This window comes from Nocardia sp. NPDC050713, assembly GCF_040654315.1.
In the GTDB taxonomy this organism is placed as follows: Bacteria; Actinomycetota; Actinomycetes; order Mycobacteriales; family Mycobacteriaceae; genus Nocardia.
Window position 1 is genome coordinate 501,002 of record NZ_JBFAHS010000001.1, and the last position, 15,952, is coordinate 516,953.

The 15,952-nt window shown below is 68.8% G+C and carries 1 protein-coding gene; it reads right to left on the bottom strand.

Annotated elements, in window-relative coordinates; all coding sequences use genetic code 11:
- Positions 1-100 precede the first annotated feature (100 nt).
- Positions 101-15,517: a non-ribosomal peptide synthase/polyketide synthase gene (locus AB0H49_RS01825; protein WP_357246058.1), complete on the bottom strand. Its 15,417-nt coding sequence runs from the start codon at positions 15,515-15,517 to the stop codon at positions 101-103.
- Positions 15,518-15,952 lie beyond the last annotated feature (435 nt).

Sequence of the window (15,952 nt, forward strand, 5' to 3'; positions counted from 1 at the left end):
CGCAGGGCGATCGCATGTTGGGACTGCGGCCCGATGACCGCCGGTTCGGATTGGCCCCGTTTTGGTAGTCGCGCGGTGGCGCCGCGCGACTACCTTCGGGTCAGTCCAGGAGTTCGGCGAGGCGCGGGCCGATGACGGCCAGCGCTTCCGGTGCCGTCATTCGCCAGTGGGTGACGGGGACCTGTTCGACGTGGACCGGGCCGTCCACCGCGTCGCGCCAGCTGGCGGGGCCGCGGGTGGCGGTCGGGTCGTCCTGGGCCGCGTTGAAGTACAGGACTTCACCGCGATAGGGACGGGGGCGGTAGGCGCTGCTCAGCTCGAGGGATCGCACCGCGGCGTCGATGACTCGGTCGAGGCGGGCCGCGCCGAAGGAGGCGAATGGTTCGCCCAGTTCGGCCAGCCTTTCGCCGAGCCCGTCCCCATCGAGGGTCGCGTCGAAGTCGGCCGCGTGCTCGCCGAGCAGTCCACCCAGCAATTCGGTGACGGTCGTCTCGGTGCCGCCGATCGGCTGGGCCTCTGTCGCGGCGGGCAGGTGGCTGTCCAGCATGACGAGCAGCGCCACCGACTCCCCCTCGTCGCGCAGTTGCACCGCGATGGCGTGGGCGAGCACGCCGCCGAGCGACCAGCCGAGCAGGTGGTACGGCCCCTCGGGTTGGACCGAGCGCATCTCCTTCACGTACAGGCGCGCCCACTCCTCCACCGACTCCGGCATGTCCTCGTCCGCCAAGGCGGGCGACTGCAAACCGAAGATCGGGCGGTCGGGGTGGATGTGGGCCGCGAGCCCGGCGAACGACCACGAGATGCCGCCGACCGGGTGGATGCAGAACAGCGGTTCGCGCGTCCCGGCGCCGCGCAGCGGCAACAGCATGTCGAACGCCGTGGTGGTGTCGATCCCACCGGCGGGGCGCAACCGGTCGGCCAGGGCGGCCGGGGTTGGCGCGAGGAAGATGTCCATCACCGTGACCGGACGGTCCAGGTCCGCACGGAGGCGAGCGACGAGAGTCGTCGCGGACAGCGAGTTGCCGCCGGACTCGAAGAAGTTGTCGTCCAGGCCGAGACCCTCCGCAATGCCGAGGACTTCCGCGAAGGCGGCCACGACGGCGTGCTCGACCGGCGTACTCGGGGCGCGGTATTCGCGAGCGGCGAACTCCGTCTCCGGCAACGCTTTACGGTCCAGCTTGCCGTTGACGTTCAACGGCAGCGCGTCCAACACCACGAACGCCGACGGCACCATGTACGACGGCAACGCCGCCGACAACGCCGACTTCACCTGCGCCACATCGACATCCGCGACACCAGGCACCAGATAGGCAACCAACCGATCACCCATGCGCTGATCGGACTTGGCCAACACCGCAGTCTGGGCGACCTCCGGCAACGCCAACAACGCCGCCTCGATCTCACCCAACTCGATACGGAAACCACGAATCTTCACCTGGAAGTCCGTACGACCCCGATACTCCAGCTCTCCATCGCCGCGCCAGGCCACCAGATCGCCGGTGCGATACATCCGCTCACCCGCCGCGAACGGGTCTGCCACGAACCGATCCGCGGTCAGCTCCGCGCGACCGAAATAACCGCGCGCCAGCTGAGCACCCGCGAGATAGAGCTCACCCGAAACCCCGTCCGGCACCGGTCGCAACCGACCATCGAGAACATAGACCCGGCTGTTCCATTCGGGCGCGCCGATGGACACCGAACCGGTGTCGGCCTCGGTCACCAGATGGGACGTGATCGACACGGCCGCCTCGGTCGGACCGTACAGATTGAACAGCTGCACGTCCGGGTTCGCCGCACGGAATCGCTGCGCCACCGACGACGGCAACGCCTCACCGATCGCCAGCACACGCCGCAACGAATCAGGGAGCACTCCACCGGATTCGACCAACAACGCATCCAGCATCGACGGGACCACGTGCAACGTCGTCACCCGCTCACGAGCCATCAACTCGTTCAGATAGCTCGGATCACGATGACCCTCAGCCGAAGCGATCACCAAACGACCACCCGACACCGCGGCCGACCAGAACTCCCACACCGACAGATCGAACGTCGCCGCGGTCTTCAGCAACACCGCGTCGTCCACGTCGAGATCGAATTCCGCTGCCTTCCAGAGCAACTGGTTGACGATCGCCGAATGCGGCACCGCCACGCCCTTCGGGCGCCCCGTCGAACCCGACGTGAAGATCACATACGCGGTATTCGACGAACGCAACCGCGCGACCCGCTCGAAGTCGGTGACCGCGCCGCCGTACACACCGGACAGATCCAGCTCGTCGAGCGAGATCAGCGGCGCTACCTCGGTGGCGAAGTCCGCTGCGGCATTGGTGAGCACACACACCGGCTCGGCCGTCTCGAGAATGTAGGCCGTACGCTCGGCGGGCTGATCCGGATCCACCGGCACATACGCACCGCCCGCGACGGACACCGCGTACATCGCCACGACCAGGTCCACCGAACGCCGCAACGCCAGCGCGACGCGCTGCTCCGGACCCACACCCAGCGAAATCAGGTGCCGCGCCAGGCGATTCACCCGCCGACCGAGCTCGTCGTAGGTCAAGGACGGGCCATAGGGCCCGACCAGCGCCACCGCGGTCGGCTCGGCCGCGACGGTCGCCGCCAACATCGACGCCAACGTCGCCCCGGCGTCGGTCCGGTGCGCGGTCGCATTGCGAGCCGTGAGCAGCTCGGCCCGCTCGGCCGCGGCCAGCAGCTCGATGTCGCCGACCGGCGCCGTCGGCGCAGCGACGATCTCGCCGAGCAGTCGCACGAACCGATCCACGAAACCCTGCACCGTCTCGCGCTCGAACAGGGCCGTCGCGTAGGTGACCGAGCCATCGATGCCGCACGGCGCGCCCGACTCGTCATAGTGATCGGCCACGATCCAGTGCAGATCGAACTGCGACACATCGGCCAGCGCGTCCACACCGGACACGGTCAGGCCGGGCAGCTCCAGGCTGGACCGCACGAGGTTCTGGAACGACAATCCCACCTGGAACAGCGGGTGCCGCGCCATCGAACGCGCGGGGTTGAGCACCTCCACCAACCGCTCGAACGACACATCGGCGTGGGTGAACGCCTGGAGGTCGCCTTCCCGCACCCGTGCCACCAGATCGACGAAACTCTCGGCCGCGTCGACCCGCGTGCGCAGCACCAACGTGTTGGCGAACATGCCGATCAGATCGTCGAGTTCACGCTCACCACGCCCGGCGATCGGTGTGCCGACGGCGATGTCGTCGGTGCCCGACAGCCGAGCCAACAGCACCGACAGCGCGGCGTGCACCACCATGAAGATGGTCGCGTTGTGCGCGCGCGCCAATTCCGTGAGCGCGGCGTGTGTTTCGGCGTCGACTCGCACCTCGACGCGCTCGCCCGCGAAGGACTGCACCGCGGGACGCGGCCGATCCGACGGCAGCTCCAGCTGGTCCGGAAGTCCGGCCAGAGCCTGCTTCCAGTAACCGAACTGCTTGGCCGACAACGATTCCGGATCGCGCTCGTCGCCGAGCAGCTCGCGATGCCAGACGCTGTAATCCGCGTACTGCACGGGCAACGGAGCCCATCCCGGCTGCGCACCCGCCGACCGCGCCGCGTACGCGACCATCAGATCGCGGGTCAGCGGAGCCACCGACGAACCGTCGGCGGAGATGTGGTGGACCACCATCGCCAGCACGTATTCGTCCGCCGCGCCGTCGATCTGGAACAACTCGACCCGCAGCGGCACCTCGGCGGTGACGTCGAAGACGGTGGCGCCCAGCTCCCGCACCGCACGCTCGATCTGGTCGGCGGGCACCACACGTACCGCCAACTCGGGGACCGAGTGCCCCGGAGACAGAATCGACTGCACGGGCCCACGGTCGGTCTGCGGGTACACGGTGCGCAGGATCTCGTGCCGGGCGATGAGATCCGCGACCGCGGCACGCAGGGCGTCGACATCGAGCGCACCCGACAACCGCACCGCCACCGGGACGTTGTAGGCCGCGGAATGACCATCGAGCCGGTTCAGGAACCACATGCGCTGCTGCGCGGGCGACAACGGAATGAACTCCGGACGAGTGACCGACGTCAACGCGCGACGTCCGCCCGCACCGGCCAGCTTGCCGACCAGCACGGCGAGCCCGGCCACGGTGGAGGCCTCGAACAGCGCCCGCACCGGCACCCGCGTATCCAGCGCCGCACCGATGCGCGCGGCCACCTGGGTGGCCAGCAGCGAGTTGCCGCCGAGACCGAAGAAATCGTCGTCCGCGCCGACCCGGTCGCCGCCGAGCACGTCCGCGAACACGCCCGCCACGATCTCCTCGATCGGAGTCGACGGTGCGCGGAAAGCCGTCGACTCGAACTCCGGCTCCGGCAACGCCTTACGATCCAGCTTGCCATTGACGTTCAACGGCAGCGCGTCCAACACCACCAACGCCGACGGCACCATGTACGACGGCAACGCCGCCGACAACGCCGACTTCACCTGCGCCACATCGACATCCGCGACACCAGGCACCAGATAGGCAACCAACCGATCACCCATGCGCTGATCGGACTTGGCCAACACCGCGGTCTGGGCGACCTCCGGCAACGCCAACAACGCCGCCTCGATCTCACCCAACTCGATACGGAAACCACGAATCTTCACCTGGAAGTCCGTACGGCCCCGATATTCCAGCTCACCGTCACCGGTCCAGGCCACGAGGTCACCCGTGCGGTAGATACGGGAACCGTCGCCCTCGAAGGGATTCGCGACGAAACGATCCGCGCTGAGGTCCGGGCGGGCGAAATAGCCGCGTGCCAACTGCGCACCCGCGAGGTACAACTCGCCGGATACGCCTACCGGCACCGGCCGCAGCCGGGCATCGAGGACGTACACGCGGCTGTTCCATTCGGGAGCACCGATGGACACCGAACTCTGATCCGCATCCGAGACGAGATGCGAGGTGATCGATACCGCCGCCTCGGTGGGGCCGTACAGGTTGAACAGCTGAGCGTCCGGGTTCGCCGCACGGAACCGCTGCGCCACCGACGACGGCAACGCCTCACCGATCGCCAGCACACGCCGCAACGAACCAGCCAGCGCCCCACCGGATTCGACCAACAACGCATCCAGCATCGACGGCACCACGTGCAACGTCGTCACCCGCTCACGCGCCATCAACTCGTTCAGGTATCCGGGATCGCGATGCCCATCGACGGACGCGATCACCAGACGACCACCGGATACGGCCGCCGACCAGAACTCCCACACCGACAAGTCGAACGTCGCCGCGGTCTTCAGCAACACCGCGTCATCCGAACTCAAACCGAAGTCCGCGGTCTTCCAGAGCAACTGGTTGACGACCGCCGAATGCGGCACCGCCACACCCTTCGGCCGCCCCGTCGAACCCGACGTGAAGATCACATACGCGGTATTCGACGGAAGCAACGGCGCGATCCGGTCGGAATCCGTAATCGGCTCAGCGGCAAAGGATCCCAGATACAACTCGTCCAGGCGCACGACCGGCGCGAGATCGGTCGCGAAGCCGGACGCGGTATCGGTGACCACGCACACGGGCGCGGCGGTCTCGAGGATGTACCCGGTCCGCTCGGCGGGCTGATCCGGATCCACCGGCACGTACGCACCACCGGCGACCGACACCGCGTACATGGCCACCACGAGATCCACCGAACGCCGCAACGCCAACGCCACGCGCGTCTCCGGCCCCACGCCCACCGAAATCAGATACCGCGCCAGGCGGTTGACGCGATTCCCGAGTTCGCCGTAGCTCAGCGCGAGCGTCCCCTCGGACGTGTCCGCCGCCAAGGCCACCGCGTGCGGTGTCGCCGCGGCGCTCGCCGCCAGCAGCGACGCCAGAGTCGCGGAGGTGTCCACGGCCTGTACCGTGTCGTTCCAGTGGTCGAGGATGCGCACACGCTCGTCCGGAGCAAGCAGTTCCAGCTCACCCACCGGCGCGTCGGGCGCCGCGACAATGGCCTTCAGCAGCCGCGTGAACCGATCCACGAAGCCCTGCACCGTATCCCGGTCGAACAGCGCGGACGCGTAGGTGACGGCGCCGCCGATACCGCGCGGCGCGCCGGACTCGTCGTAGCCGTCCGAGACGACCCAGTGCAGATCGAACTGCGAGATCTCCGGGAAGATATCGAGCCCGGACACCGCGAGTTCCGGCAGTTCCAAGTGGGATTCGGCCAGGTTCTGGAAGGACAGACCCACCTGGAACAGCGGATGCCGCGCGGTGGAGCGCACCGGGTTGAGCACCTCCACCAGACGCTCGAACGGCACGTCGGCGTTGGCGAAAGCCTCGAGGTCCTGTTCGCGCACCCGCGTCAGCAGAGCGGTGAAACTCGCCCCCGCGTCGACCTGGGTGCGGAAGACGACCGTGTTGACGAACATGCCGATGAGGTCGTCGATTTCGCGTTCGCCGCGTCCGGCGATCGGGGTGCCGACGGTGATGTCATCGGTGCCCGAGAGCCGGGCAAGCAGCACCGACAGCGCGGCGTGCACGACCATGAACATGGTGGCGTTGTGCTTGCGCGCCAAATCCACGAGCGCACCGTGGATTTCGGCAGGTACCCGCACCTCGACACTGCCGCCGTGGAAGGATTGCGCGGCCGGGCGCGGACGGTCGGTGGGCAGTTCGAGCTGATCCGGCAGTCCGGCCAGCGCCTGCTTCCAGTAGCCGATCTGCTTGGCAGACAGCGACTCCGGATCACTCTCGTCGCCCAGCAGCTCGCGCTGCCAGATGCTGTAGTCGGCGTACTGCACGGGCAGCGGCTCCCACGCGGGTTCCTGTCCGGCGGCGCGCGCGGAGTAGGCGACCATGAGGTCGCGGGTCATCGGCCCCGAGGAAGAGCCGTCGCCCGCGATGTGGTGGATCACCATGGCGAGCACGTATTCGTCGGCGGCGTCCTCGATTCGGAAGATCGCGACGCGCAGCGGCACTTCGGCGGTGACGTCGAAGGTGGTGGAGAACAACTCCAGCACAGCCGATTCCAGGTCCGCCGCGGCCACGGTGTGCAGCGGAAGTTCGATGGCCACCTCGCCGACCGGCAGGATCACCTGCACCGGCCCGTCCTCGGTCTGCGGGTAGACGGTCCGCAGGATCTCGTGGCGGGCGATCAGATCCGCGAGCGCGCCGCGCAACGCGCCGATATCGAGGGCACCGGTCAGGCGCACCGCGACGGGCACGTTGTAGGCGGCCGAGGTGTCGGTGTCGAACTGGCTCAGGAACCACATGCGCTGCTGCGCCAGCGACAGCGGAATGCGCTCCGGGCGCGGCCCGGCCACCAAGGCCTTGCGATCACCGGCGCCGGCCAGCTCACCGAGGCGAGCCGCGAGCTCGGCCACCGTGGCGGCCTCGAACAGCAGGCGCACCGGCACCCGGGCGTCGAGCTCCGCGCCGAGTCGCGCCATCACCTGGGTGGCGATGAGCGAATTGCCGCCGAGTTCGAAGAAGTCGTCGTCCGCGCCGACCGGCTCGGTGCGACCCAGCGCTTCGGTGAAGACCGCCGCGACCCGTTCCTCCATCGCCCCGCTGGGAGCGCGGAATTCCTTGGCGCGCAGCACAGGTGCGGGCAGCGCGGCGCGATCCAGCTTGCCGACGGGGGTCAACGGGATCTCGTCCAGCACCGTGACGACGGTCGGAACCATATGGGCGGGCAGGCGGCCAGCGGCATGCTCGGTGAGCTCGTCGGCATCGGCCCGCGCACCCGGCGCGGCATGGACGTAGGACACCAGAATGGTCGCGCCGGTCTCCAGGGTGTGCCCGATGGTCACCGCGAAGTCGACGCTGTCGTGTCCGGCCAGCACCGCGTCGATCTCGCCGAGTTCGATACGGAAGCCGCGGATCTTCACCTGGAAGTCGTTGCGCCCCAGGTAATCGATCTCCCCACCCACGAGCCGACGGACCAGATCTCCGGTGCGGTACAGACGGGAGCCGGGCGGTCCGAACGGATCGGCGACGAAGCGCGCGGCGGTCAGGCCGGGCCGCTCGTGGTATCCGCGCGCCAGCTGCGCGCCGGAGATGTAGAGCTCACCCGCGATCCGGTCGGGCACCGGATGCAGCCGGTCGTCGAGCACGTACTCGGTGATCGCGCGGATCGGCGCGCCGATGGTCACCGGTTCACCCGGCGTCAGCGGCGCGCTGATGTTGGTCATGATGGTGGTCTCGGTGGGCCCGTACCCGTTGAAGAACTCCCTGGTACGGCGACCTGCGGGAATCGCCCAGCGCCGCACCAGTTCCGGCGGGCACGCCTCGCCACCGGCGATCACCACGCGCAGCCGGTCCAGCCCCTCCGGGTCGACCGAAGCCAGCGCAGCGGGCGTGATGAAGGCGTGCGTCACCCGCTCCCTGCGCAGCAGCGCGGCCAGATCCGCGCCGCCGTAGACGGTGGGCGTGACGACGACCATGGTGGCCGCGCCGCCCACGGCGAGCAGCAGTTCCAGCACGGAGGCGTCGAAAGACGGCGACGCGAAATGCAATGTGCGCGAACCGGTGGTGACCCGGTAGCGCTCCCGCTGCTCGGCGCAGAAGCTACTCAGACCGGACTGGGTGACCACTACGCCCTTGGGCTTACCGGTGGAACCGGAGGTGTAGATGACGTAGGCCGGGTGCGCGGCGCGCAGCGGGCGCACCCGATCGGCGTCGGTCACCGGTGTGGCCGGATAGCCGCCGGTGTCGGCGGCAACGATATCGATCCAGTCGATGCCCTCGGGCAAGTCGGCGCGCACCGCGCCGACGGTGAGCCCTAGTACCGCACCGGAATCCGTGACCATGTGCGCGACGCGGTCGGCCGGGTAGTTCGGGTCCACCGGTACGAAGGCCGCTCCGGCCTTGGCGACCGCCCACACCGCGAGCACCGATTCGATCGAGCGCGGAATTCCCACCGCCACCGTGGTCTCCGGGCCGACACCGCGGTCGATCAGCAGTCGGGCCAAACGGGTCGACTGCTCGTCGAGTTCGACATAGTCGATCTCGGCCAGGGTTTCGGTGGCGTCGGCGAGGATCACGGCCACGCCGTCCGGGTTCTCCTCTACGGCCGCCTCGAGCAGCTCAGGCAACAGCCGTACCGGCGCGGATTCGACCGGGACACTCGGTGCGACGGCGGCCGAAGCCGGACGGCGCTCCTGGGCGTCGAGAATGTCGATGTCGCCCACCGCGATTCGCGGGTCGGCGACGACGGCCGTGAGGATGCGTTCGAAGCGGCGGGCGAAAGCGCCGACCGTCGATTCGTCGAAAAGGTCGGTGGCGTAGGCGAAGACGACAGCCAATTCGCCCGTAGCACCGTTGGCGCCGAGACGGGGCTCGACATTCACCTGAAGGTCGAACTTGGCCGCGACCTCGCCCGTATCGAGGGCGGCGACGGTCAGGCCCGGCAGTTCCAGGCTCGCCTGTTCGGTGTTCTGGAAGGCCAGCATCACCTGGAGCAGTTGGGCGCCTGCGCGATCGGGAGCTACCGCCTCCACGACCCTCTCGAACGGAACGTCGGCGTTCGCGAAGGCGTTGAGGTCGATATCGCGAACCTGCTCCACCAGTGCGTCGAAGGAGGCAGCGCGGTCCACCTCGGTACGCAGGGCGAGTGTGTTGACGAACATGCCGACGAGCTCGTCCAACGCCCGCTCACCACGACCCGCGATCGGGGTTCCGATGGTGATGTCGGAAGTCGCCGAGAGGCGCGCCAGCAGCACCGCCAGCGCGGTGTGCACGACCATGAAGAGGGTCGAGTTGTGCTCGCGGGCGATATCGGCCAGTCCCGAGTGCACCGGCGCGGGCACCGTGAATTCCACCGCGGCGCCGCGCATCGAGGCGACGGCGGGGCGCGGCCGGTCCTGCGGCAGCGGAAGCAACTCCGGGATCCCGGACAGCTGTTCCCGCCAGTACGCCAATTGCTGTGCGGCGACGGAGTTCTCGTCGTCGTAGGAGCCGAGCACCGCGTGCTGCCACAGCGCGAAGTCGGCGTACTGCACCGAAAGCGGCTGCCAGGCTGGAGCGGTGGCCGCGGTGCGAGCGATGTAGGCGGTGACCAGATCCCGCGCCAGCGGAGCCAGCGAGGACCCGTCGGCGGCGATGTGGTGCACCACGAGCACCAGCAGGTGGTCGCCCACGGCCGGATCGGTGAACAGCGCGACGCGCAGCGGCGGTGCGGTGGTGACGTCGAAACCGCTCGCCATCATGGCGGCCACGGCCTCCATGACGTTCGCGACGCCGTCGTGCACCGGCAGTCCGCCGGGCAGCGTGTCGGCAACCGACAGGATCTCCTGGTGCGGCGAGCCCGAGTCACCCGCGGGGAAGCGGGTGCGCAGCGCCTCGTGTCGTTCCAGCACATCGGCGACCGCCGCGCGCATCGCGGCGGCGTCGAGCGCGCCGGTGAGCCGAATGGCGAAAGGCAGGTTGTAGGCGGGCGATTCGGGGTCGATGCGGTTGATCACCCACATGCGCTGCTGGGCCAGCGACAGCGGCAAACGGTCGGGGCGCGGCGCCGCGACCAGGGGCGGCCGGGCGTCGTCACCCGCGCCGGGCACGATTCGGGCCGCGAGCGCGGTCACGGTGGAGGCTTCGAACAGCTCGCGCACGGCGACCCGCGCGCCGAGCGCCTCACCGATGCGCGCCACCACGCGGGTGGCCAGCAGCGAGTTGCCGCCGAGAGCGAAGAAGTCGTCGTCGGCACCGACCTGCTCCACACCCAGCAGCTCTGCGAAGACGTCCGCGACGGCCTCCTCGACCGGTGTCGCGGGAGCACGGAACGCACGGGCCGCGAAGGTCGGTGCGGGCAGCGCTTTGCGATCCAGTTTGCCGCTCGCGTTCAGTGGGAACGCGGCGAGTGCCACGATGGCGGCCGGAACCATATAGGCGGGAAGGACTGTCGCGATAGCGGCGCTCAGCTCGGCCTGATCGATGACCTGTCCCGGCGTCGGCACCGCATACGCCACCAGCTGCTCGCCCAGCGGCGTGGCCACCACGAGCGCGGCGGCCTGGGAAACCGAAGGCTGTGCCAGCAACGCGGTTTCGATCTCGCCGAGCTCGATCCGCTGGCCGCGGAACTTCACCTGGAAATCGGTGCGGCCGATGTACTCCAGCCGCGGAGACAGGTCGCCGCTCTGCGCCCGCCACACCACAAGGTCGCCGGTGCGGTACATGCGCGCACCGCCGCCGAACGGGTCGGCCACGAAGCGATCCGCGGTCAGATCCGGGCGGCGCACATAGCCGCGCGCCAGCTGGTCACCGGCCAGGTACAGCTCACCGGGGACACCGGCCGGAACCGGGCGCAAGCGCGCATCCAGCACGTACACCCGGCTGTTCCACTGCGGCAAGCCGATCGGCACGGTACGGGTGTCGCGGCCGTCGGCGAGCCAATAGGTGATCGACACCGCGGCCTCGGTGGGGCCGTACAAGTTGTGCACACGAGCCGCGGACATGGCATGCACCGCGGCCACCGTCTCCGGCGGCAACGCCTCACCGATGACGAAGATGTCGCGCAGCGTCGGCACACTGCCCGCCGGAACGTGCGCGGCGAAGACCGTCAACATCGACGGCACGAAGTCGGTGACAGTAACACCTTGCGCGGCAATCGTTTCGGCGATGTAGGCCGGATCGCGGTGACCGTCGTGGGTGGCCACGACCAGTTTCGCGCCCGCCCGCAGCGGCATGAAATAGCCCCACAGCGAGACGTCGAAGGTGGTGGCGGTCTTCTGGAAGTACACATCCGAAGGACCGAGCGGGTACTGCGCCAGCATCCATTCGGTCTGATTGTGGATGGCGGCATGCGATACCGCCACGCCCTTGGGGCGACCGGTCGAGCCCGACGTGAAGATCACGTACGCGGGGTTCTCGGGGCGGACGGGGCGCAGCAATTCCTCCGCCCGTACCGGAGCGGCGTCGACGACGGCCGTATCGAGGGTGTCCAGGTAGAGCACCGGCGTTTCGTCCGGCATCGCGACGGCGTCGGCGGTCGTGGTCAGGACGCAGGCGGGCCGCGCGGTATCGAGGATGTGCGCGATGCGCTCGGCCGGATGATCCGGATCCAGCGGTACGTACGCACCACCGGCCGTCACGATCGCGTACATCCCGACGACCAAATCCAGCGAACGCCGAACGGCCAGACCGACCAGCGATTCCGCACCGACCCCTTGGGCGATGAGCACCCGAGCCAGGCGATTGACCCGCTCGTCGAATTCCCGGTAGGTGAGCTCACTGCCCTCATAGGCCACCGCGACACGGTCCGGATGAGCCGCCACCGCCCTGCGGTAGCCGTCCAACAGCAGTTCCGGGACGACCGGATGACCAGTGTCGTTCCAGCCCACCAGCATTCGCTCGCGTTCGGAGTCGGCGAGAAGTTCCAGGTCGCCGATCGGACGCTCCGGCGTGGCCGCCACGGCGACGAGCAGGTCCCGCAGCCGCCGCGCCAGCAGGGCCACGGTGGTTTCGTCGAACAGGTCCACCGCGTAGGTGATGGACGCCGACATGCCCTCGGGCTTGCCGTCGGTCTCGCGCGGCGCCACCGTGAAGTCCAGATCGAACTTCGCCAGCGGCACGTCCATGTCCACACCCGTGACGGTCAGTCCGGGTAGTTCCAGTTCGGTGGGTGCGAGGTTCTGGAAGCTCAGCATCACCTGGAACAACGGGTGCCGAGCCGCCGAACGGGCGGGCTCGAGCAGTTCCACCAGTCGCTCGAACGGCACGTCGGCATGGGCGAAAGCGGCGATGTCCGCGCGGCGCACCTCGCGCAGCAGTTCGTCGAAGCCGAGCGCCGGATCCACCCTGGTGCGCAGCACGAGGGTATTGACGAACATGCCGATGAGATCGTCCAGTTCGGCTTCGCCGCGACCGGCCACCGGGGTGCCGATGGCGATGTCGTCGGTACCCGACAACCGAGCGAGCAGCACCGACAGCGCCGCGTGCACCACCATGAACAGCGTCGAATTGTGCTGCTGCGCCACAGCGGACAGCGAGGCGTGTAGATCGGCGTCGATCTCGAAGTCGAAGGTCGCACCGCGCCCGGACGCCGTCGCGGGCCTCGGCCGGTCCGACGGCAGATCCAACTGCTCCGGGACACCGGCCAGCTCATCGCGCCAGTACGCGATCTGACGGGCGAGCAGCGAGCTCTCGTCGGATTCGGACCCGAGCGCCTCGCGCTGCCACAGCGCGAAATCCGCGTACTGGATCTCGAGCGTATTCCACTGCGGCGCAACATCATTCGTGCGCGACGCGTACGCCGTCATGAGATCGCGGGTCAGCGGGACCAGTGAAGCGCCGTCACCGGCGATGTGGTGCACCACGCACACGAGGACGTATTCGGTGTCGTCCAGACGCAGGACGCGCAGCCGGACGGGCGGCGCGGCCGTGACGTCGAAGCCCGCGACGACGGCGGCGGCTATCCGTCCCCCCAACTCGTTCTCGGCGCAATCGATGACCGAGATATCCGGCCCCGCAAGGGGATCCGAGGCAGCCAGGACCTCCTGGAACCCCTCGCCGTCCACCTCGGGGTAGCGGGTGCGCAGCACCTCGTGCCGCTCGACGAGATCCGCGGCGGCGGCACGCAGCGCCGCCAGATCGACCGCGCCGGAAAGCCGCACGGCCAGCGGGATGTTGTTGATCGCGCTGGCCGGGTCGAAGCGGTTGAGGAACCACATGCGCTGCTGCGCGAACGACAGCGGAATGCGTTCGGGGCGCGGCATGGGTCGCAGCGCCGGACCGGAGGCGGTCTCCTGCGCCTCGGCGTAGCGCGCCAGCGCCGCCACCGTGGCCACGTCGAACAGGGCATGGACCGGCACCTGGACGCCCAGCGCCGTCCCGATCCGGGACACTGCCCGGGTCGCGAGCAGCGAGTTGCCGCCCAGTTCGAAGAAGTCGTCGTCCGCGCCGACCCGGAGCGGGTCCGCGCCGGGCGGGGTGAGCAGCGCCGCGAAGATCTCCGCGACGACCGTCTCGGCCGGGGTGGACGGCGCACGGAACTCGCGTGCCGCGAACACCGGTTCCGGCAGGCGAGCACGGTCCAGCTTGCCCGCCGGGGACAGCGGGATCTCGTCGAGCACGATGATCGAGGCCGGAACCATGTAGGCGGGCAACGATTCTCCGACGAAGGAGGCGAGCGCCGCCGGATCGACCTCGCCGCCGGATCGCGGCAGCACGTACGCCACCAGCGCGGCGGCGCCGGTGGGCAGGGTAACGCCCAGTGTCACAGCGAAATCCACATCCGGATGCGCGGTCAGCGCGGAGTCGATCTCACCGAGTTCGATGCGCAGACCGCGAATCTTGACCTGGAAGTCGGTGCGGCCCTGGTATTCGAAGACGCCGTCCTCGGTACGTCGCACCAGGTCACCGGTGCGATACAGCCGCGAGCCCGGCTGCTCGAGCTCCGCGCCGAAGGGGTTGGCCACGAACCGTTCTGCCGTCAGGTCGGGACGGTTCAGGTAGCCGCGTCCCAGCGCCGCACCCGTCAGATAGAGCTCGCCGACCACGCCCGTCGGCACCGGACGCAGATGCGAATCCAGCACGAACGCGCCGATTCCCGGCAGCGCGGCGCCGATGTGCGTGCCCTCGCCGGGCCGCAGCGCGTCGGTACCGGTAGCGATGACGGTGGCCTCGGAGGGGCCGTACTCGATGTGGAAGGCACGGCCGTGCACCGCCCAGCGGTCCACCAGCGTGGGGCTGACGCGCTCGCCACCGCTCATCACGACCCGCAGGTCGTCGAGCCCGGCCGGATCGAGCGATTCGAGCGCGGCCGGGGTGATGCACAGGTGCGTGATCCGCTCCCGCCGCAGCAGCTCGGCGAGTTCCTCACCGCCGAAGACGGTGGGCGGCACCACGACCAGCGTCGCACCCGCCGAGAAGGTGTACAGCAGTTCCACGATGGAGAAATCGAAGCTCGGCGTGGTCAGGTTCGTCAGCCGCGACTCACCGGTCACCTGACGGCTCTCGCGCTGCGCCGCCAGCGCGCCGACACCGGCATGGGTGATCGCCACGCCCTTGGGCTTACCGGTGGAGCCCGACGTGTAGATGACGTAGGCGAGGTGCTGCTCGTGCAGCGGCCGCACCCGGTCGGCGTAGGAGATGGGATGCGCGGGCCGCGCCGCGATGCTCTCCCGTCGCACTGGATCGTCCAGTTCGATCCAGTCGATCGAGGAGCCGAGCGAGCCGCGGTGCGCGGAGGTGGTCAGACCGAGGGTCGCGCCCGAATCGGTGAGGATGTGCTCGATGCGGTCGGCCGGATAGTTCGGATCCACCGGCAGGTAGGCCGCGCCGGTCTTGGCGATGGCCCACACCGAGAGCACGAATTCCACGGAGCGCGCGATGCCCATGGCGACCAGGTCACCCGGGCCGACTCCCCGCTCGATCAGCTCGCGCGCCAGCTGCGAGGACCGCTCGTCGAGTTCCCGGTAGGAGAGTTCGCGTTGGTCGGCCGGGTCCCCCGTGGGGTTGTACCGGACCGCGATCGAGTCCGCCGCCGAGTCCACCGCCGCGGTGAGCAATTGCCCGAAAGACAGGGTGCCGGAACGGCGACGCCTGGCTCCACGCGCGGAACGGCGAACAGTACTCATCAGGTGTCACTCCTTGATTTCCCCATCCCCCGCCAATGGCGCAAAGCCACGGGGTACCCACAAATCCTATCCAGGACACTTGACGACGCGACCAGCGCGTCCGGGCCGTCGCCGGTAGGTACACATACGCTGGGGAAACGATGTTGATATGACATGCATCACACGCTGAGCGAACCGCATGCGCCGTATGGAACCGCGTACCGGCGGCGTGCTTTCGAGCAGGTTAGCGAGAGACGCACCGGTGTGCGACTCGACACTCCGGCTCGCCGTCGATCACTCTCGGCCACGAGCATCAAGTTTTCGAATCGGCCCACCGACGAGGATGCGCCGGTAACACGGCCTTTGGCGGCGCTGCTCACGAGAACACTTGTGTAGCAACAGATTTCGCCCAACACGTTCAGCGGGCCACGACCGGCGCCGCTACCGCAGCGGACG